Here is a 19,222-nt window from a genome sequence, read left to right on the forward strand (position 1 = left end):
GTGCGAAGCCGATTTCAGGGCGCTTCCGCAAAAGGTGAACCGCGAAAACCCCTTCGGCAATTGACTTTGCTCAGCCTATGCCCTTATAAGCCGCGCACGCTCGGCCATTAGAAGCTCGCCCAGGCGGGGTTAGCCGTGCAAAAAACGAAACGCTCTTGCAAATAGTGCAAATTCAAGAAGGGCCGCACACCGCGGTATTAAATAAATGTCGAAGCGTACCTACCAACCGTCCAAGCTTGTCCGCAAGCGTCGTCATGGTTTCCGTGCCCGTATGGCTACTGCCGGCGGTCGCAAAGTTCTCGCAGCCCGCCGTGCGCGCGGCCGCGCAAGTCTGTCGGCTTAATTGCCGTCTCTGTGGCCCGATGAAAGTCGCGGGCACATGAGCAAGACAAAAAAACTGCCCGGCCGGCTTAAAAACCGGTCGGATTTTCTTGCCGTTCAGACGGGGGAAAAGCGGCGGGGAGGCACCTTTCTTCTGGAAGTCCTCGACCGGAAAGCCCCGGAAACCGAACCTCGGGTCGGTTTCACCGTAACGAAAAGACAAGGCAACGCGGTCGAGCGAAATCGCATGCGCCGCCGTCTCAAGGAAGCCGTCAGGCTTTCTGCCGGATTCGCAATGAAGCCCGGCCATGACTATGTGATTGTCGCCCGCAGGGACGTGCTCGAGACGGCCTTCCCAAAACTTCAGTCTCTCCTTACCGAGCGAATTGAAGGAACGGCGAAACCGAAACGGTCCCAGGACACCCGCTCCAGGAAAGAATGATGGAAAAGAACCGCAATTACTTCATCGCGATAGCCCTTTCGGTTGTCATCGTCCTCGCCTGGCAATTCCTTTACATGAATCCGCGCATCGATCAGCAGCGCCGCGCCGAAGAGGCCCGCCAGGCGCAGCAGCAGACGACGCAGCAACAGCAGGCACCGGGTGCCGCACCCGGCGCGACCGTCGACGGCGCACCGCCTGCCTCCTCCACGCAGGCCGCCGCAACGGCGACGCGTGAAGAAGCGATTGCAAAAAGCCAGCGTGTCGCCATCGACACCAAGGCCATCGCCGGCTCGATCAATCTGACCGGCGCCCGCTTCGATGACATCCGGCTCAAGGGCTACCATGAGACCGTTGATGACTCGAGCCCGATCATCACGCTGTTTTCGCCTTCCGATACCAAGGACGGCTACTTCACCGAACTCGGTTATGTCGGCGGCGCCGATGCTGGCAGCGTTCCCGGTCCTTCGACTGTTTGGGCACTCGCAAGCGGCGACAAGCTGACGGAAACCACGCCGGTCACCCTGAAGTACACCAACCAGAATGGCGTCGTTTTCTCCCGTACCGTTTCGATCGATCAGCATTACATGATCACGGTCAACGACAAGGTCGAAAACCCCGGACAGGCAGCCGTCTCCTTCGCCACCTATGGCCGCGTGACGCGCAACAACAAGCCGGCAATACCGCCCGTTTTCGTCATCCATGAAGGCTTCCTCGGCGTCTCTGGCAAAGATGGCAGCCTGACGGAAGAAAAGTACAAGGACGTCGAAGAAACCCCGGTAACGGTTGCAAAGGCAACCGGCGGCTGGCTCGGCATCACCGACAAATATTGGGCCGCTGCCATTGTGCCGCCGCAGATGACGCCGTTCGAAACGCGTTACTCGCACATCAAGGGCAATCAGCCGAGCTACCAGGCCGATTTCAAGAGCGACACGATGACGGTCGAGCCCGGCCAGTCTATCGAACTGAAGAGCCTTGTCTTCGCCGGCGCCAAGGAAGTGCCGCTGGTTGACCGTTACGAAACCGAATATTCCATTCCGAAGTTCGACCTCCTGATCGACTGGGGCTGGTTCTACTTCATCACCAAGCCAATGTTCAAAATGATGGATTTCTTCTTCCGTTATTTTGGTAATTTCGGCGTGGCCATCCTGCTCACCACCATCGTCGTCAAGGCCCTCTTCTTCCCGCTCGCCAGCAAGCAATATGCATCCATGGCGAACATGAAGCGGATGCAGCCGAAGATGGAAGAGTTGAAGGCCAAGCATGGCGATGACCGCATGGCCATGCAGCAGGCGATGATGCAGCTCTACAAGGAAGAGAAGATCAACCCGGTTGCCGGCTGCTGGCCGATGCTGCTGCAGATCCCGGTCTTCTTCGCACTCTACAAGGTCATCTACGTCACCATCGAAATGCGGCATGCACCGTTCTTCGGCTGGATCCACGACCTTTCCGCTCCGGATCCGACGTCGCTGTTCAACCTGTTCGGCCTTCTGCCTTACGACGTGCCGCACTTCCTGATGATCGGTGTCTGGCCGCTCGTCATGGGCATCACCATGTTCCTGCAGATGCGCATGAACCCGACGCCACCCGATCCGACACAGGCGATGATCTTCACCTGGATGCCGCTGATCTTCACCTTCATGCTGGCCTCTTTCCCCGCCGGCCTGGTCATCTACTGGGCGTGGAACAACACGCTCTCCATCAGCCAGCAGGCCCTTATCATGAAGCGTCACGGCGCCAAGATCGAGTTGTTCGATAATCTCAAAGGGCTGTTCAAACGAAAGCCGGTGCAATCGAAATGAGTGAAACCGGTCCGGCAACCGAAAAGCCCCTGTTCGGGCGACCCTGGATATTCATCCGCGGCGTTCCCGCGATGAAATTCCTGCCGCCCGAAGGCCCGCCGGAGATTGCCTTCGCCGGACGTTCGAATGTCGGCAAGTCCTCGCTCATCAATGCGCTGGTGGGCCACAAGGGGCTTGCCCGCACCTCCAACACGCCCGGACGCACACAGGAACTGAACTATTTCGTTCCTGAAGGTTATTCGGGCGAGCCGGGCGACCTGCCGCCGATGGCGCTGGTCGACATGCCGGGTTACGGTTATGCGCAGGCGCCCAAGGACCATGTCGATGCCTGGACGAAGCTCGTCTTCGACTATCTGCGCGGACGGGCGACGCTGAAGCGCGTTTACGTGCTGATCGATTCCCGCCATGGCATAAAAAAGAACGACGAAGAGGTTCTGGGCCTGCTCGACAAGGCGGCCGTGTCCTATCAGGTCGTGCTAACGAAGACGGACAAGATCAAGGACGTTGGCGTTCCCCGGCTGATCAATGAGACGCTGGAGAAAATCCGCAAGCGTCCCGCCGCCTATCCGGAAGTTCTCGCCACCTCGTCGGAAAAATCCTTCGGGCTGGATAGCCTGCGCGCCGAGATCGTACGAACGGTTTCTCTCTAAAAGACCATCGCCTTCAGGCGATGGTGAAAAGCAAGACGGCGGTCCAGAGCATCGCCGTCAATGCCAGAAGCCGCCAGAAACGTACGGAATTCCAGACTTCCGAAAACATGGCGACGAACATGCTGCCATTGCGCAGCGGCTGACCCTTGAAAGGCAGGCCGGAGCGGGCCGGATCCATATCAAGCAGCGCTGCAACACTCGCCCTTTCGCGATATTCGGTTTCCGCCAGATTTTCCCGCCAGCGCCTGACCATGGCGGCGAACTGGCGGTCGCGTTTAACGCGTTTTGCAAGCTCCGCCATGCTTTCCGGCGGCAAGGCACCCAGCACATATTCGCCAGCGAGCACTTCGTCCCGCAAACCGCTTTGCTTGTCTCGATCCGGTGCCGTCATATGTTTTCAAACTCCTCGGTCGTTCAGGCCAGCATCGTTTTCACGACGCACGACGATCCTCCGTCGCCCTGCTGAATAACCCCTCCCCTGCTGCCACAAGGCTGGTCCGATTGGCGCTTTATGTCAATCTTATTACGCGCTCCCGAGTGTCCGAAAGTAGAATTTTACTATGCGCAGACACAATAAGGCCCGGAGTTCCTTTCATTCATCCAAAGCGCGCATTCACCTGTCCTTGCAAACGCTCCCGCTGGGCGAATCCGTGCATCCTGCACTGCAAAAATCGATTCCGATTTTTGCGTCGATGTTGTAGAGCGATGAAAGGCTCTCAAGGGCCGCAACCACAGACCGAGGTTTTTCCATGACTGCTTCCGAAAGCGAGACTCAGGCGCGGCTGCTCGCACAGGCTCTGCCCTTTATGCAGAAATATGAGAACAAGACTATCGTGGTGAAATATGGCGGTCACGCCATGGGTGATTCCACGCTTGGAAAGGCTTTCGCGGAAGATATCGCCCTGTTGAAGCAGTCCGGTATCAATCCAATCGTCGTGCACGGCGGCGGCCCGCAGATCGGCGCGATGCTGACGAAGATGGGCATTGAATCGAAGTTCGAAGGCGGCCTTCGCGTCACCGACGCCAAGACAGTCGAGATCGTCGAGATGGTTCTGGCCGGCTCGATCAACAAGGAAATAGTCGCGCTCATCAACCAGACGGGTGAATGGGCCATCGGCCTGTGCGGCAAGGACGGCAACATGGTCTTCGCCGAAAAGGCGAAAAAGACCGTCATCGATCCTGACAGCAATATTGAACGTGTGCTCGATCTCGGCTTCGTCGGCGAAGTCACCGAAGTCGACCGCACCCTGCTCGACCTGCTCGCAAAGTCGGAAATGATCCCGGTCATCGCTCCCGTCGCGCCGGGCCGCGATGGCGCCACCTACAATATCAACGCCGATACCTTCGCTGGCGCGATTGCGGGTGCGCTTCACGCCTCGCGTCTGCTGTTTCTCACCGACGTTCCCGGCGTTCTCGACAAGAACAAGGAACTCATCAAGGAACTGACGGTCTCCCAGGCGCGCGCGCTCATCAAGGACGGCACGATTTCCGGTGGCATGATCCCGAAGGTCGAGACCTGCATCGAGGCCATCAAGGCCGGTGTTCAGGGCGTGGTGATCCTCAACGGCAAGACCGCCCACTCCGTTCTTCTGGAAATCTTCACGGAAGGCGCCGGCACGCTCATCGTGCCCTGATACGGTTCATGTGGCGGACGGCAAAGCCCGTCCGCCACAGACGGCATTTTCAGCCGAACAGCAGAAGTGACAGCACGCCCAGCACGATCAGCAGGCAGCCGGAAAATTCGAGCCGGTTGATCTTCTCCTTGAAGAAGAGCACCGTCGAGGCGAAGGCGAAAAGCATCTCCACCTGCGCCAGTGCCTTCACCACGGCCGCCTGTTGCAACGTCATCGCCGTAAACCAGCCGAATGACGCCGTGGCGCCCACAAAACCGACCGCGAGCGAGGGTTTCCACACCTTGGCGATCCGCCGCAATTCGTCCCTCTCCCGCCATACGATCCATAAGAACATCGACAGGGTCTGCGTCACGATGACGACGACGAGGGTAAAGCCGGCCTGCATCACCGCGTCAGGCGTCGGCAGGCTGGGAGCCAGCGCCAATGAGGCCGAACGATAGGCGACCGACGACAGACCGAAAAAAGCACCCGAGGCGAGGCCGATGCCCGCCGTCCGGCTGAAGATGGACGTCAAAAAGGAGGCGGGGGTCACTTCCGTGCGCGCGACCGAAATAAGCATGACGCCGGTCACCGAAATGGCAATGGCCGCCAGGGTTCCACCATTGACGCTCTCACCGATGAAAATCAGCGCAAACAACGCCGCTTGCGCCGGTTCGGTGCGTGAATAGGCCGTGCCGACCGCGAAATTGCGAAAAGAAAACAGGTGAACGAGCAGGAAGGTGGCGGCGATCTGCGCCATGGCCCCGGTCATCGCCCATACGGCAAATGACATGTTCGGTACGGGCAGCGGCCGGCCGAGCGCGATATGTAGAAAACCGAGATAGGAAAGAGCGAAGGGCATTCCGAAAACGAAGCGCACGAAGGTCGCACCTGTGGTGCCCATCATGCCCTTCAGATGTTTTTGCAGGGTCGAGCGCAGGTTCTGCAAGAACGCGCTTGCGAAAGTGATGCCTATCCAGAGTTCCATGGCCTTGGCGGTATCATGCGGCGAGGGCGACGGCCAAGCCCGATTTTCTCGTCGATCGTCGTCTTTTCGATTTTCTTCGGCATCCGAAACGGGCATAAAGCCGCCCATGGACACAAAGCCGAAAAACCTGCCCGATGCCGCCGATTTCGCCCATGTAAGCGAATGGGTCTTCGACCTCGACAACACGCTCTATCCGCATCACGTCAATCTGTTTTCCCAGATCGACCGCAACATGACGGCTTACGTGGCGGAGCTTCTGAAGCTTGATCCCGACGAGGCCCGCGCCTTGCAGAAGCGTTATTACCATGAGCATGGCACCACGCTTCAGGGCCTGATGATCCATTACGGCATCAGCCCGGACGAGTTTCTGGAACGCGCGCACGCCATCGATTATTCGGCTCTCAAGCCTCATCCGGAACTCGGCGAGGCGATCAAGGCTTTGCCGGGCCGCAAGTTCATCCTGACCAATGGCAGCGTCAAACATGCGCAGGCGGCTGCCGGCGCACTTGGCATTCTCGATCATTTCGAGGATATCTTCGATATCGTTGCTGCAAACTACCTGCCGAAGCCTGCCAGTGCGACCTACGAAAAGTTTGCGGCACTTGCAAAGCTCGACACCAGAAAAGCCGCCATGTTCGAAGACTTGCCGCGCAACCTTGCCGCACCCAAGGCGCTCGGCATGAAGACCGTGCTGCTCGTTCCTTCGAACCTCGAAGGCGTCATCATGGAGCGCTGGGAGATCCCCACTGCGACGGATGAGCATATCGACTACATTACCGACGATCTCACCGGTTTCCTGACCAAAACGATCACCCGCTGACAGACATTGTCGAAATAGCGCGCAGGCGACATTACCGAAGCTTCATCCACCTTACGGATGTTTAAGTAGTGGGTTGCCGCCTACGTCACTATCTTCTTTCCCAGGGACACCCAACGGAAGGTAATGACGATGTCTACACGAAAAATCGCACTCTCTGCTCTTGGCGCAGCCCTTTTGCTCGGCTCGGCCGCGACGGCAAGTTTTGCCGCCCCGCCCCCACACGGCAAAGGCCACGGCGATCGCATGCCGTTCCGCCCGGAACTGATGTACGTTCACCTTCTGAAGGTGGCCGACACCAACAAGGACGGCAAGATTACCAAGGAAGAGTTCGCCGCACGCCAGGACGCGCTTTTTGCCGAGATTGACAAGGACAAGGACGGTTCGATCACGCCGAAGGAAATGCGTGAGTACCGCCAGGCGAAAATGGAGGCGTTCCGCGCCGCCCACCCGCGCCCCGAGGGTGACGAAGCCAAGCGCCCCGAAGGCAAGCGCGCCGAACGCGAACATGGCGATCGTCAGGGCTGGGGCAAACACGGCGGCAAGGGTGCGGCCTTTGCAATGTTCCGCATGGCCGACACCGATGAAAACGGTCAGGTCAGCAAGGCCGAGTTCACCGCAGCCGGCGAAAAAATGTTCGAACGGCTGGACAGGAACAAGGACGGCGTCATCTCGATCGACGATATGCCGGACCGCCCATTCCTTTGATCCCATAAGAAAAGCCCGCTCAATCGGCGGGCTTTTTTCTTTTCAATGCAGGCTGACAGTTTTCAGATCGTCTTCCGCCGCCTTGAAAAACGTGCTGGAACGATTGTCCGTCAGGAGGATCGGCGTACCATCCGCGCCAAACAGCGCCCAAAGGTCCAGTTGCGGATCGAGATCAGGCGCTTCCGGGAAACAGCGGCTTACGTCTTCAGCGCGAATTTTACGGATATATCCCACTTCTCCCTCGCCGATATGGGCGAGCTGGGACCGGGTGAGACCCGCATGCGCTTCTTTTAAAAGCATATTTCAGCCTCCTTCTTCACGCCGAGCGATTCGTGTCGGATTCCGGCGTTCACGTTCTACTCTGAGACGGAAATATTAATTTTCTTTACCACGTTCGAAATTTCGGGCCGCACCAGATCGATGGCAAGAAGGCCGTTGCGCAGGCGCGCATCCCTCACCTGCATGCCATCTGCAAGCACGAAGACCCGCTGGAATTGCCGCGCCGCAATGCCGCGATAGAGAAAATCACGCTTTTCCTGTTCCTGCTGGCGACCCCGAATGACCAGCTGGTTATCGGCTGTCGTCACATCCAGATCATCCTGTGAAAAACCGGCAACTGCAATCGTAATTCGCAGGCGCTCCGGCACGTCTTCGCCGCCGGGCAGACGTTCAATGTTGTAGGGAGGATAGCCGTCATTGGCCTTCGCCATACGCTCCAGCGTTTTTTCCATGGCATCAAAACCCAGCAAAAGCGGGTGGGTGAATGGCGTCATGCGGCTCATATCGTGACGGTCCTTGCAACCAAGCGACGTTTCGCGGTCCCGCTTCCGGCAACCTTGCCGGTCAATTGCACCGGCTTTAGGCAATATGGGAAGTGAAATCGCGATGCGCAAGACAGCCCGCTCAGGCAAAGACAGACACGCCGAGGAATGAGGCTTGACAAACGAGCGTCCGGCGCTCGAAAAAAGCGCCTCATCTCAATGGCGGGCAAGACATGGCAGAACGCAGAAAAATCATCATCGACACGGATCCAGGTCAGGACGACGCAGCAGCGATCATGCTGGCTTTCGCAAGCCCGGAAGAAATTGAAATTCTCGGACTGTGCGCCGTCGCCGGCAACGTTCCGCTGAAACTGACCAGCCGCAACATCCGCATCATCTGCGAACTATGCGAACGCACCGAAATTCCCGTCTATGAAGGTGCCGAGCGGCCGCTGGTGCGCAAGCCCATCACCGCCGAGCACGTTCACGGCAGCACCGGCCTCGACGGCCCGGTTCTCGAAGAGCCGACGATGGAGGCGCAAAAGCAGCATGCGGTCGATTTCATCATCGAAACGCTGCTGCGGGAACCTGCTGGCACGGTAACGCTCTGCACGCTCGGCGCGCTGACCAATGTGGCGCTGGCGCTGCAGAAGGCCCCCGAGATCGCCGGCCGCGTCAAGGAACTGGTGATGATGGGTGGCGGCTTCTTCGAAGGCGGCAACATCACGCCGGCTGCGGAATTCAACATCTATGTTGACCCGCAGGCCGCCGATATCGTCTTCCGTTCCGGCATGCCTATCGTCGTGATGCCGCTTGACGTGACCCACCAGTTGCTGACGACCAAGGCACGCGTCAGCCGCATTCGCGAGATCGGCACACGCCCGGCAATCGCCATGGCGGAAATGCTGGAATTCTTCGAACGCTTCGACATCGAGAAATACGGTTCGGACGGCGGCCCGCTGCACGATCCAAGTGTCATTGCCTATCTCCTCAAGCCCGAACTGTTTCAGGGCCGCGATTGCAATGTCGAGATCGAGGTCAATTCCGAACTGACCATGGGCATGACGGTGGTGGACTGGTGGCACGTGACCGAACGGCCCGCCAATGCCCGCGTGATGCGCAATGTGGATGCGGACGGCTTCTTCGAATTGCTGACGGAACGTTTCGCCCGCCTCTGACGGGCACGCAGACATGAAAAAGGGCCGCTGGCATAACCTGCGGCCCTTTCATTTGGAACCGGAAGATATTCTCAGAACTCGGTCCAGTCATCCTGCGCCAGCGCGTTTGCGCCGCTGGTTCTTGGGCGGGCACGTTGGGTCGCAGCCGAGCGACCCGATGCCTGTGACTGGGCTACAGGCGCACGCATTGCCGCCGCGGTGGTGCGCAATTGCTGGCTGGACTGGCTGGAATGACCGCCGGACACGGAGAAGCCGGCAACGAGCGATTTCAGCGTTTCAGCCTCGCTGTTCAGCGTCACGCTTGCCGCCGTTGTTTCTTCCACCATCGCCGCATTCTGCTGGGTGACCTGATCCATCTGGGTGACAGCGGAGTTGATCTCCTTCAGGCCGACCGCCTGTTCGCTGGCGGAGGCCGAAATCTGCCGTATCAGCTGGTTGATCTGCAGAACCTGATCGGCGATCTTTTTCATCGTCTCACCAGCCTTGCCAACCAGCTGGACGCCCTCGCCCACCTGCGTCGCCGACGTATTGATCAGACCCTTGATCTCCTTGGCGGCGGTGGCCGAGCGTTGCGCCAACTCACGCACTTCCTGTGCGACAACGGCGAAGCCCTTGCCCGCCTCACCGGCACGGGCAGCTTCCACACCCGCGTTCAGCGCCAGAAGGTTGGTCTGGAAGGCGATTTCGTCGATCACCCCGATGATGCGGGAGATTTCCGCCGAGGATTGCGCGATGCCTTGCATGGAGTTGACGGCCTGCTGCACGACTTCGCCCGACTTGCCGGCGTCGTCGCAGGCATTGCTGACGGCGCCGGCCGCCTGCGCTGCGTTTTCCGCACTGGAATTGACCTGCGCGGTCAGCTGGTTGAGGGCGGCTGCGGTTTCTTCCAGACTTGCGGCCTGCTGTTCGGTGCGGTGCGAAAGATCGCTGGCGGCGCGGGTGATCTCACCTGTGCCGTTGCCGATGCTGACAACCGTTCCATTGACGGTGGAAACGGTTTCCTCAAGGCTGGCTAGCGCCGAGTTGAAGTCATTGCGCAGCTTGGCATATTCACCGGGGAACTCGTCCTCGATCCGGTGGGTCAGATTGCCCTGCGACAACGCATTGAGACCAGCGCCGAGCACGCCGACGATGTGTTGCTGCATCCGGCTGTTCTCACTGCGCTCGAATTCGGACCGCTGGCGCTCCGTTTCCGCGTTGTCGCGCTGGACGGCGGCATCCGACTCCATTTCGCGGATACCGGCAAGCTTCGCCCGGAAGCCTTCCAGTGCCGTTGCGACCGCGCCTGTTTCATCCCTGCGTTCCTGCCCGGAGACCGGTACGTCGTAACGGCCATCGCTCAGTGTTCTGACGTCAGAGACCAGCGAAGCGAGCGGGTTGCGGACGAAATGGCGGACCGCGAAATAGAGCGCAGCGATGACGGCCGCGAGAATGACGATCGCTCCGAGGATCATCAGATAGGTCTGTTCCTGCACCGGCGCGTTCAACGCCTTGTGGGGGATATCCACCAGGACTACCCAGGTCGCATTGAGGCCGGGAACCGCGAACGGATAGACGAGACGGTTATAGGGTGCGTCGGTATCGAGGCCGAGATTTTCGATCAGGCCCTGCTTGCCGGAGGTTATAGCCGCCTGAACGGTGCTGGCACCGTCTCCGTCATAGGCCTTCATGTTCTGCTCGGGCGTGGGCGGCACCAGCCATTGGCCGCCCTGCGAAATGAGCGTGACGCGACCGGTCTCGAAAGGATGCAGCGCCTGCAGCTTCTGCGAAAGCGAAACCAGCGAAATATCGACACCGGCCACACCAATCATCTTACCATCAGACATGACGGGATAGGCAAGCGAGGTCATGGTGGTGGGCACTTCCGTGCCTTCGGCGAGATAGGGCTGGGTAATGGCGCCCTTGCCGGATTTGGCGGCCAGCGCATACCATTCCGCCGCATAGTCGTTCTTGAAGGTCGAAAACTGGATCTCGCCCTTCTGGGTCTTCGACCAGTAGGGGGCAAATGCACCCGTTGCATTGGTGCCGAGATCTAGCCTGTCGGCGATCTCCGTGGTCTGTCCGTCGAAAAGACCGAGCTGTTCACAGAACCAGCTTCCGAAAGCGAAAGCATTCTGTTCAACATTGGCCTTGAGGATGTTGACGATGCCGGGGCGGTCCATCGATTTCGCCTGATGCGCACGGCCGATGACGCCCGCCATGGAGCGCGCGGCGCTGCCGAGTTCACCCACATCGGCAGCGATGACGTTGGCGATGGCGCGCGCTTCGGTGTTCGCCTGATCCATGGTCAGCGAATGGACGCGGTTGCTGGTCTGGGAAATGAGGAAGGAATTCGATGCGACAAGAACCGTGGTGATTGCACAGCCGGTCACAAGGATCAGCTTGGTCGCAAGCGACTTCACTTTGAAATTGAACATTTTGGCCTCGATCAAATCGCCAGCCGAAAAGGCTGGCGTCAACGGATGAGAAATCTCCGTCATGGAGGCCCGTCCAGAATGGGACAGTGTGCTGCATCGCGACGAGGAAAAATTAGGTTATGTTTGCTAATTAAGCCCTAAAATTACTTCGCCGCGCCAAGCAAAAAATCAGTGTTCGTAATAGGCGGATATGATGTTCCATGCATCGTCGGCCGTTTCGGCGAAATGCAACAGCTCCATATCTTCGGGCGCAATGGTACCGAAGTCCGCCAGGAATTCGAAATTGACGACGGAGCGCCAGAATTTCTCTCCGAACAGGATGAGCGGAATGGGCGCCATGCGCTTCGTCTGGATCAGCGTCAGCGTCTCGAAGAGTTCATCGAGCGTGCCGAAACCGCCGGGGAAGATCACCACGGCCTTCGCCCGCATGAGGAAATGCATCTTGCGGATGGCGAAATAGTGGAAGTTGAAGCTCAGCTCCGGCGTGACATAGGGGTTGGGCGCCTGCTCGTGCGGCAGAACGATGTTGAGGCCGATCGACGGGCCTCCCACATCGGCAGCGCCGCGATTGCCCGCTTCCATGACACCCGGACCGCCACCGGTGACCACGACATATTCCAGGTGGTCGGATTTCGCGCCATAGTCAGTGCAAAGCCGGGCGAACTTGCGCGCTTCCTCGTAATAAACCGAGGCTTGCTCCAGATTGCGCTTCTGCGTCTCGTTGCGCGCCGCCCAGGCCGCGCCGCCCGGTTCGGGAATACGGGCGCCGCCGAACAGGACGACGGTGGATTTGATCCCGCGCTCGGTCAGAGCCATTTCCGTCTTCAGAAGTTCCAGCTGCAGCCTGACGGGGCGCAATTCCTCGCGGCAGAGAAAATCCATGTCCACATAGGCAAGCCGGTAGGACGCGGAATCCGACTGCGGCGTCTTCTGAACGACTTCGGCCTGCTGTTTGTCCGCAGCACTGCGCTTCAAAGGATCCCAGACCCCGTCCTTGCGCCGCAATTTGCCGTTTTTCAGTCGTGTCATTTCCATGCCTTTCGTCTGACGCGCCAAATCACCCAAATCACATTGACGCCTTTCCAACACTCCCTTAGATCAAATGGCCAGAGCCTTCCAGCGGCGCGGGACCATCCGTGACCATGAACACACGCGACTTTAAGGAATTTTCCATGAGCCTTACGGATCTCACCTCCCTCGAAACCATCATCGAAACAGCCTTTGACAACCGTGACGGTGTGAACGTTTCGACAAAGGGCGAGGTTCGCGACGCGGTGAACACTTCTCTTCAACTTCTCGACAGCGGCAAGGTCCGCGTCGCCGAAAAGCAGGCGGACGGGAACTGGAAAGTGAACCAGTGGCTGAAAAAGGCCGTACTCCTCTCCTTCCGGCTGAACGACATGGAAATCGTCACCGGTGGACCGGGCGAATCCACCTGGTGGGACAAGGTGCCGTCGAAGTTCGAGAATTGGGGCGAAAACCAGTTCCGCGCTGCGGGCTTCCGCGCCGTGCCGAACGCTGTCGTGCGCCGTTCCGCCTATGTGGCCAAGAACGTGGTGCTGATGCCTTCCTTCGTCAATCTCGGCGCTTATGTCGATGAAGGCACGATGGTTGACACCTGGGCGACTGTCGGCTCCTGCGCGCAGATCGGCAAGAACGTGCATCTGTCCGGCGGCGTCGGCATCGGTGGCGTTCTGGAGCCGCTTCAGGCCGGCCCGACCATCATCGAGGATAATTGCTTCATCGGCGCCCGTTCGGAAGTCGTCGAAGGCTGCATCGTGCGCGAAGGCGCCGTTCTCGGCATGGGCGTCTTCATTGGCAAGTCGACCAAGATCGTCGATCGCGCCACCGGCGAGATCACCTATGGCGAAGTACCGCCCTATTCCGTCGTCGTCGCCGGTACCATGCCGGGCAAGCCTTTCCCGAACGGCGAGCCGGGCCCGAGCCTTTATTGCGCCGTCATCGTCAAGCGCGTCGATGAAAAGACCCGCTCCAAGACCGGCATCAACGAGCTTCTGCGCGACTGATAAAAAGCTGCTGACATGACCACGACCGATCCCGTTGCCAATCTTGCCGCCCTCATCCGTTGCCCTTCGGTGACGCCCGCCGAAGGTGGCGCGCTGTCGCTGCTCGACACCCTGCTTTCACCGCTCGGCTTTACGGTGGAAAAGATGGTGGCGACGGAAGCGGGCACGCCTGATGTGGAGAACCTCTACGCCCGGCTCGGCACGGAAGGACCGCATCTGATGTTTGCGGGCCATACCGACGTCGTGCCGGTGGGTGACGAGGCCGCATGGAGCCATCCGCCCTTTGCGGCTGAAATCGCCGGCGGTGAAATGTTTGGCCGTGGTGCCGTGGACATGAAGGGCGGCGTCGCCTGTTTCGTCGCCGCCATTGCCCGCCACATCGAAAAGCATGGGAAACCGCAAGGATCGGTCTCCTTCCTGATTACCGGAGACGAGGAAGGCCCGTCGATCAACGGCACCTCCAAGCTTCTGGAATGGGCCGCCGCCAAGGGCGAGCGATGGGACGCCTGCGTGGTGGGCGAGCCCACCAACCCGGACCAGCTGGGCGACATGATCAAGATAGGCCGCCGGGGATCGCTTTCCGGCCATATCACCGTTCATGGTGTTCAGGGTCACGCCGCCTATCCGCATCTGGCCGACAACCCCATTCGCGGGCTGCTGCAACTGACGCAGGCGCTGATGCATCCGCCCTTCGATCACGGCACCGACGATTTCCAGCCGTCAAATCTGGAAGTAACGACCATCGACACCGGCAATGCGGCCACCAACGTGATCCCGGCGCGGGCGACGGCATCGTTCAACATCCGTTTCAACGATAGCTGGACGGCGGAAAGCCTGCGGGCGGAAATCATCCGCCGTCTCGGTGCCGCTGCTGCCGAAGGTGAGTTGCGTCCCGGCCGCAGCCCCGCCAGATACGAGATCGTCTGGGCTGACCGCCCGGCCCATGTTTTCCTGACGCGCAACAATGCGCTCATCTCGTCGCTCTCCGGCGCCATTGAGGCCGTTACGGCCAAGGAGCCGAAGCTTTCGACCACCGGTGGCACGTCGGATGCGCGCTTCATCAAGGATTATTGCCCGGTCGTGGAATTCGGCCTCGTCGGGCAGACCATGCATATGGTTGATGAACGCGTGGCGGTTGCCGATCTTGAGACACTGACACGCATTTACGAGACCTTTATCGAACGCTGGTTCGCGCATGCCGACGGCAAGTGAGGTAGGGCTCTATCTGAAGGGCCTGTGGCTGCTGTTGCTCGGCGATCATACCGGCGCGCGTTATCTCGATCTTTCCGAACGCGGCATGTGGCGGTCCTTCTATTCCGCCCTCTGGTGCCTGCCCGCCATGCTGGTTTCCTGGCTGTGGCTGCGCGCCGCCTTCCTCGCCGGCTATCCGCCGGGAACAGGAACGGGGTTCATCTACTTTTTCCGTCTGGCGATGGTGGAGGCGATCTGCTGGATCGTGCCGCTGCTTTTGATCGGCATGCTGCTGTTTGCCTTCGGCGCACGGGAAAAATTCGGACCGCTCGTCACTACCATGAACTGGCTCTCGCTGCCGTTTTCCTACGCCTATGCGGTGCTGATCCTGATCGCGTTCTTTCTGCCACCTTTGCAGGGTCTGATCGCGATACTCTGGCTGGCGCTTCTGCTGTCGCTGGTCTTCGCCTTTTCGCGGATCGTGAGGTTTTTCATCCGCGACCAGTCCTTGCTCGTCTCGGCGATCGTCATGACCCTGCTGGTGCCTGGCATGCTTCTCTCGGAAGCGCTGCAACGTTTTCTCGGCGTCTATCCCAGCTGAGAACCAACGCCGCCATAGACGTCAGTCCATATCCTCGGCCGTTTCGGCTTTGGTGTGTCGACGCGGCGGAATGACATCGGGATAATCGACCTGCATGAAATACAGACCGTCCGGCGGCGCGACAGGGCCGCAGGCTTTGCGATCCCGCGCTTCCAGTGCGTTGCGTACATCCTCGGGCGTCATGGAACCTTCGCCCGCCATTTTCAGCGTACCGGCAAAAGAGCGTATCTGGTTGTGCAGGAAACTCTGTGCGGTTGCGCGTATCTCGATGAGATCGCCGTTGCGGGTTACATCCAGTCGGTCGAGCGTTCTGACCGGGCTGCTCGCCTGGCAATGGACCGAGCGGAAGGTGGTGAAATCGTGCCGGCCGACGAGCATCTGCGCAGCTTCATGCATGCGCTCGTGGTCTATGTCCTTCGACACCCACCATGCGCGCTTGTGCTCCAGCGCCAGCCGCGCCTTGCGCGAGATGATGCGATACAGATAGTGGCGGCGCAGCGCGGAGAAGCGGGCGTCGAAATCTTCGGTCACAGCTGCCGCATCCAGAACTGACACGGCCTCTTTCGCCATCGCCAGATGAGCGTTCAACGCATTGCGCAGCGTGTAGGGTTCCCATTCGCGGGAAAGATCGACATGGGCCACCTGCCCCACGGCATGCACGCCGGAATCGGTGCGGCCTGCGCCACGAATGGACACGGTTTCGCCGGTCAGCGACCGGACGGCAGCTTCAAGCGCGCCCTGAACCGAAGGGCCGTTGTCCTGTCTCTGCCAGCCGAAGTAAGGCGTGCCGTCATATTCGACGGTCATGCGGAAACGTGGCATCAGCCGAGCCTCGTCGCGGTGGGAACCGGTGTGCCACGAACGAAATCGGATGCTGACATCGGCTTGCCGCCCGCCTTCTGCAAGCGGGTGAGCCGCACGGCACCACTTCCACAGGCAATGGTGAGGGCATTATCGAGCGCCGCGCCCGCCTCTCCCATGCCGCTTGCCAGTTCGGACGCCAGAACCTTCACGCGCTCCGCTTTGCCGCCGATCTCCATTTCCAGCCATGCGCCGGGAAAAGGTGAAAGGCCGCGAATGTGATTGTGCACGTCCTGCGCCGGCCGGGAAAATTCGATCCGGGTCTCGCCCTTGTCGATCTTGGACGCGTAAACGACGCCTTCTTCCGGCTGTGCGACGAGAGGCAAGTCGTCTGCTTCGAGCTTGTCCATAGCCTGCCGCATCAGCCGGGCACCGGCGAGCATCAGGCTGTCGTGCAATTCACCTGCCGTCACGTTCTCGCCGATCGCGACCTTTGCGGTTAATGCAACGGGGCCGGTATCCAGCCCCTTTTCCATTTTCATGACCATCATGCCGGTCTCGGCGTCACCGGCCATGATCGCCCGCTGGATGGGTGCCGCACCGCGCCAGCGCGGCAGCAACGAGGCGTGGCCGTTGTAACAGCCAAGGCGCGTACCGCTCAGGATTGCCTCGGGCAGAAGCAGCCCATAGGCAACGACAACAGCGACGTCCGCATCGAATTCTCTGAATTGCTGCCGGTCTTCTTCAGCCTTGAAATTCACCGGCGTCAGCACGGGCAGGCCCAGCAACTCGGCCGCCTGATGCACCGGCGATTTCTGCAGATCAAGGCCGCGGCGGCCGCCGGGACGCGGCGGCTGGGTATAAACGGCAACGATCTCGTGACCCGCTTCCACCAGCGCACGCAACGTGGGAACGGAAAATTCCGGCGTACCCATGAAAATGATACGAAGAGCCATATCGCCCCCTGCCCCTTATATCGTTCCGTCTCCCAAATGAGACGGATCAGATCTTTGCGCGGGCTGCTTTGGTGAATTTCTTGATGACCATCTCGCGCTTCAGCCGCGAAATATGATCGATGAACAGAATGCCGTTCAGGTGATCGATCTCGTGCTGCAGGCATGTCGCCAGTAGGCCGTCCGCATCGATGGTCTGCTGCTTGCCGTCACGGTCGACATATCTCATCGTCAGCGATGCGGGACGCTCGACCTCGGCATAATAATCGGGAATGGAGAGGCAGCCTTCCTCATAGGCCGAAACATCGTCGGACACTTTGAGGATTTCCGGGTTGATGAAGACGACCGGCTTTTTCTCCTCGTCGTCGCGCGAAACGTCGATCACCAGCATGCGGCGCGGCACGCCGACCTGAACGGCGGCAAGGCCAATGCCCGGCGCATCATACATGGTTTCGAGCATATCGTCGGCAAGGCGCAACACTTCGGCATCCACCTGTTCGATGGGCCTTGATTGCTGGCGCAGCACGGGATCGGGCAAAATGATAAGCGGTTTGATAGTCATGGCTTCCCATAACGTATCTCTTGCGCGGAGGAAATAAAAAATACGCGGGCGAAATGGCAGCTTCGTCCGGTTTTGTCCGACTCAATTCCGCCGCATGAATGTTCTTGTTTTGATCTTACGAATCACTGGAAATCTGATAGATTTGGCCATGAGCATCGATTTCTCTTTTCTCCTCGATCCCGCCTTGCGCGCCGGCTCCGTCGACATCAGCTTCGGTGCGCTTCTTGCGGCTTTCGTTTTCGGCCTTTCCGCCTTCTGGATGGTCACGAAAAGTCGTGTGAAAAAAGCGGAAGCCGATGGTGAAATTTCCGATCTGTTGAAAACCCAGTCAGAGTTGCACGGTCGGATCGCGGCGATGGCAGAGACGCTCGGCACACGCCAGACCGAGATGGGTCAGACGATCAACCAGCGCCTCGACGGCATGTCGCAGCGCCTCGGAGAAACGTTGACGGAGCAGACCCGATCGACGCACGAGAATCTGAGTCGCCTGCAGGAGCGCTTGGCGGTTATCGATGCCGCTCAGGGCAATATTCAGGATCTGGCGAAGGATGTGGTCGGACTTCAGGCGATCCTTTCCAACAAGCAGACGCGCGGGGCCTTCGGACAGGCACGGATGGAGGCGCTGATCGCCGATGCCCTTCCCGCCGGCGCCTTTCAGCTTCAACCGACGCTTTCGAATGGTTACCGGCCGGACTGCATCATCAGGATGCCGAACAACGCGCCGTCCCTCGTCATCGACGCCAAGTTTCCGCTGGAGGCCTGGAATGCGCTGAAAGCGGATGAATCGCCCGAGGGCAAACGGGCTGCCACCCAGCAATTCCGCCGCGATATGGAAGTTCATATTCGCGACGTGGCGGAGAAATATCTGATCCGCGGCGAAACGCAGGATACGGCCTTTATCTTCGTGCCGTCCGAATCGATCTTTGCCGACATTCACCAGCATTTCGAATATCTGGTGCAACGCGCCCACCGCGCCCGCGTCGTCATCGTTTCACCTTCGCTGCTGATGCTGTCGGTGCAGGTCATCCAGTCCGTGCTGAAGGACCAGCGCATGCGCGAACAGGCGCATCTCATTCAGGGCGAAGTTGCCCTTCTCATGGACGATGTGCGGCGGCTGGACGACCGGACGCGCAAGCTACAGGCCCATTTCGGGCTGGCGCAGAAAGACGTCGACATGATGCTGATCTCCTCCGACAAGGTGCTGGCGCGCGGCCAGAAGATCGAGGGCCTCGATTTTTCGCCGACGGAAAAAGAGACCTCTCACGGGGAAATCGAGCAGGCTCGACGCTTTGCGGAGAACAGGGCGGGAACGGCGAAACTGCGGGTGGTTGACGACGAGTGATCGCCTCGGGCAAAGTCGCCGCCTTGCTTGAATTTTATACGGACATGCCCT

The 19,222-nt window shown here is 59.5% G+C and carries 21 protein-coding genes; 12 read left to right on the plus strand and 9 right to left on the minus strand.

Annotated features, from left to right (window positions below):
* Nucleotides 1–205 precede the first annotated feature (205 nt).
* The 4 genes from rpmH to yihA are packed head-to-tail and all read left to right on the plus strand — an operon-like array spanning nt 206 to nt 3,212.
* Entirely contained in the window at nt 206–343 is a 138-nt protein-coding gene (gene rpmH / locus RBH10_RS20775) for a 50S ribosomal protein L34 (protein WP_052675362.1), read from the plus strand.
* A 36-nt stretch (nt 344–379) separates the two neighbouring features.
* Nucleotides 380–763 (plus strand): ribonuclease P protein component, encoded by a 384-nt coding sequence (gene rnpA, locus RBH10_RS20780; RefSeq protein ID WP_045015210.1) that lies wholly within the window; start codon nt 380–382, stop codon nt 761–763.
* A complete protein-coding gene (gene yidC / locus RBH10_RS20785) occupies nt 763–2,562 on the plus strand; it encodes a membrane protein insertase YidC (protein WP_281038064.1) in 1,800 nt (599 codons plus the stop codon). The genes rnpA and yidC overlap by 1 nt, the downstream gene beginning before the upstream one ends.
* Nucleotides 2,559–3,212 carry a ribosome biogenesis GTP-binding protein YihA/YsxC gene (yihA, locus tag RBH10_RS20790; RefSeq protein WP_281038063.1) on the plus strand — a complete coding sequence of 218 codons (654 nt, stop codon included), beginning with the start codon at nt 2,559–2,561 and terminating at the stop codon, nt 3,210–3,212. Before yidC ends, yihA begins: the two co-directional genes overlap by 4 nt.
* 13 nt (nt 3,213–3,225) lie before the next feature.
* Here yihA and RBH10_RS20795 read toward each other — a convergent pair whose 3' ends face one another.
* On the minus strand, nt 3,226–3,603 hold the full coding sequence (locus RBH10_RS20795; RefSeq protein WP_281038062.1) for a hypothetical protein: 378 nt from the start codon (nt 3,601–3,603) through the stop codon (nt 3,226–3,228).
* A gap of 358 nt (nt 3,604–3,961) precedes the next feature.
* Between RBH10_RS20795 and argB the strand changes: the two genes are divergently transcribed.
* Entirely contained in the window at nt 3,962–4,846 is an 885-nt protein-coding gene (gene argB / locus RBH10_RS20800; RefSeq protein WP_045015213.1) for an acetylglutamate kinase, read from the plus strand.
* Nucleotides 4,847–4,895: 49 nt separating this feature from the next.
* Here argB and RBH10_RS20805 read toward each other — a convergent pair whose 3' ends face one another.
* Nucleotides 4,896–5,813, minus strand: coding sequence for a DMT family transporter (locus RBH10_RS20805; protein ID WP_281038061.1), 918 nt, complete (start codon nt 5,811–5,813; stop codon nt 4,896–4,898).
* Nucleotides 5,814–5,919: 106 nt separating this feature from the next.
* Between RBH10_RS20805 and RBH10_RS20810 the strand changes: the two genes are divergently transcribed.
* Nucleotides 5,920–6,633, plus strand: coding sequence for a pyrimidine 5'-nucleotidase (locus RBH10_RS20810; RefSeq protein WP_281038060.1), 714 nt, complete (start codon nt 5,920–5,922; stop codon nt 6,631–6,633).
* Nucleotides 6,634–6,756: 123 nt separating this feature from the next.
* On the plus strand, nt 6,757–7,338 hold the full coding sequence (locus tag RBH10_RS20815) for an EF-hand domain-containing protein (protein WP_281038059.1): 582 nt from the start codon (nt 6,757–6,759) through the stop codon (nt 7,336–7,338).
* 42 nt (nt 7,339–7,380) lie between these two features.
* On the opposite strand, the gene RBH10_RS20820 is transcribed toward RBH10_RS20815, so the two are convergent.
* Both RBH10_RS20820 and RBH10_RS20825 read right to left on the minus strand, forming a co-directional pair.
* The gene (locus RBH10_RS20820) at nt 7,381–7,638 is read right to left on the minus strand and encodes a DUF1150 family protein (protein WP_281038058.1); all 258 of its coding nucleotides are present in this window, start codon (nt 7,636–7,638) and stop codon (nt 7,381–7,383) included.
* A 56-nt stretch (nt 7,639–7,694) separates the two neighbouring features.
* On the minus strand, nt 7,695–8,120 hold the full coding sequence (locus RBH10_RS20825; protein ID WP_045015216.1) for an Hsp20 family protein: 426 nt from the start codon (nt 8,118–8,120) through the stop codon (nt 7,695–7,697).
* Nucleotides 8,121–8,332: 212 nt separating this feature from the next.
* On the opposite strand from RBH10_RS20825, the gene RBH10_RS20830 reads away from it, so the two are divergent.
* Complete coding sequence (locus tag RBH10_RS20830; protein ID WP_281038057.1) at nt 8,333–9,277, plus strand: nucleoside hydrolase; 945 nt, start codon at nt 8,333–8,335, stop codon at nt 9,275–9,277.
* Nucleotides 9,278–9,348: 71 nt separating this feature from the next.
* Here RBH10_RS20830 and RBH10_RS20835 read toward each other — a convergent pair whose 3' ends face one another.
* Both RBH10_RS20835 and RBH10_RS20840 read right to left on the minus strand, forming a co-directional pair.
* Nucleotides 9,349–11,694, minus strand: coding sequence for a methyl-accepting chemotaxis protein (locus RBH10_RS20835; RefSeq protein ID WP_281038149.1), 2,346 nt, complete (start codon nt 11,692–11,694; stop codon nt 9,349–9,351).
* Between the two features lie 168 nt (nt 11,695–11,862).
* Nucleotides 11,863–12,723 carry an LOG family protein gene (locus tag RBH10_RS20840; protein WP_045015491.1) on the minus strand — a complete coding sequence of 287 codons (861 nt, stop codon included), beginning with the start codon at nt 12,721–12,723 and terminating at the stop codon, nt 11,863–11,865.
* A 143-nt stretch (nt 12,724–12,866) separates the two neighbouring features.
* Here RBH10_RS20840 and dapD point away from each other — a divergent pair, with 143 nt between their 5' ends.
* Genes dapD through RBH10_RS20855 form a run of 3 tightly spaced genes read left to right on the plus strand, consistent with a single transcriptional unit; the run spans nt 12,867 to nt 15,513 of the window.
* Nucleotides 12,867–13,721: a 2,3,4,5-tetrahydropyridine-2,6-dicarboxylate N-succinyltransferase gene (gene dapD, locus RBH10_RS20845; protein ID WP_003493576.1), complete on the plus strand. Its 855-nt coding sequence runs from the start codon at nt 12,867–12,869 to the stop codon at nt 13,719–13,721.
* Nucleotides 13,722–13,736: 15 nt separating this feature from the next.
* Nucleotides 13,737–14,933: a succinyl-diaminopimelate desuccinylase gene (gene dapE / locus RBH10_RS20850; RefSeq protein ID WP_281038056.1), complete on the plus strand. Its 1,197-nt coding sequence runs from the start codon at nt 13,737–13,739 to the stop codon at nt 14,931–14,933.
* Nucleotides 14,917–15,513: a hypothetical protein gene (locus RBH10_RS20855; protein WP_045015219.1), complete on the plus strand. Its 597-nt coding sequence runs from the start codon at nt 14,917–14,919 to the stop codon at nt 15,511–15,513. Before dapE ends, RBH10_RS20855 begins: the two co-directional genes overlap by 17 nt.
* Before the next feature lie 21 nt (nt 15,514–15,534).
* Here the strand turns inward: RBH10_RS20855 and truA are convergent, their stop codons facing one another.
* Genes truA through def form a run of 3 tightly spaced genes read right to left on the minus strand, consistent with a single transcriptional unit; the run spans nt 15,535 to nt 17,829 of the window.
* Nucleotides 15,535–16,335: a tRNA pseudouridine(38-40) synthase TruA gene (truA, locus tag RBH10_RS20860; RefSeq protein WP_281038055.1), complete on the minus strand. Its 801-nt coding sequence runs from the start codon at nt 16,333–16,335 to the stop codon at nt 15,535–15,537.
* Complete coding sequence (gene fmt / locus RBH10_RS20865) at nt 16,335–17,270, minus strand: methionyl-tRNA formyltransferase (RefSeq protein ID WP_281038054.1); 936 nt, start codon at nt 17,268–17,270, stop codon at nt 16,335–16,337. Before fmt ends, truA begins: the two co-directional genes overlap by 1 nt.
* Before the next feature lie 46 nt (nt 17,271–17,316).
* Nucleotides 17,317–17,829 carry a peptide deformylase gene (gene def, locus RBH10_RS20870; RefSeq protein WP_281038053.1) on the minus strand — a complete coding sequence of 171 codons (513 nt, stop codon included), beginning with the start codon at nt 17,827–17,829 and terminating at the stop codon, nt 17,317–17,319.
* A 148-nt stretch (nt 17,830–17,977) separates the two neighbouring features.
* Here def and RBH10_RS20875 point away from each other — a divergent pair, with 148 nt between their 5' ends.
* Nucleotides 17,978–19,171: a DNA recombination protein RmuC gene (locus RBH10_RS20875; RefSeq protein ID WP_281038052.1), complete on the plus strand. Its 1,194-nt coding sequence runs from the start codon at nt 17,978–17,980 to the stop codon at nt 19,169–19,171.
* Nucleotides 19,172–19,222: the final 51 nt, after the last annotated feature.

The organism is Rhizobium sp. AN73 (assembly GCF_030757975.1).
Lineage (GTDB): Bacteria > Pseudomonadota > Alphaproteobacteria > Rhizobiales > Rhizobiaceae > Agrobacterium > Agrobacterium arsenijevicii.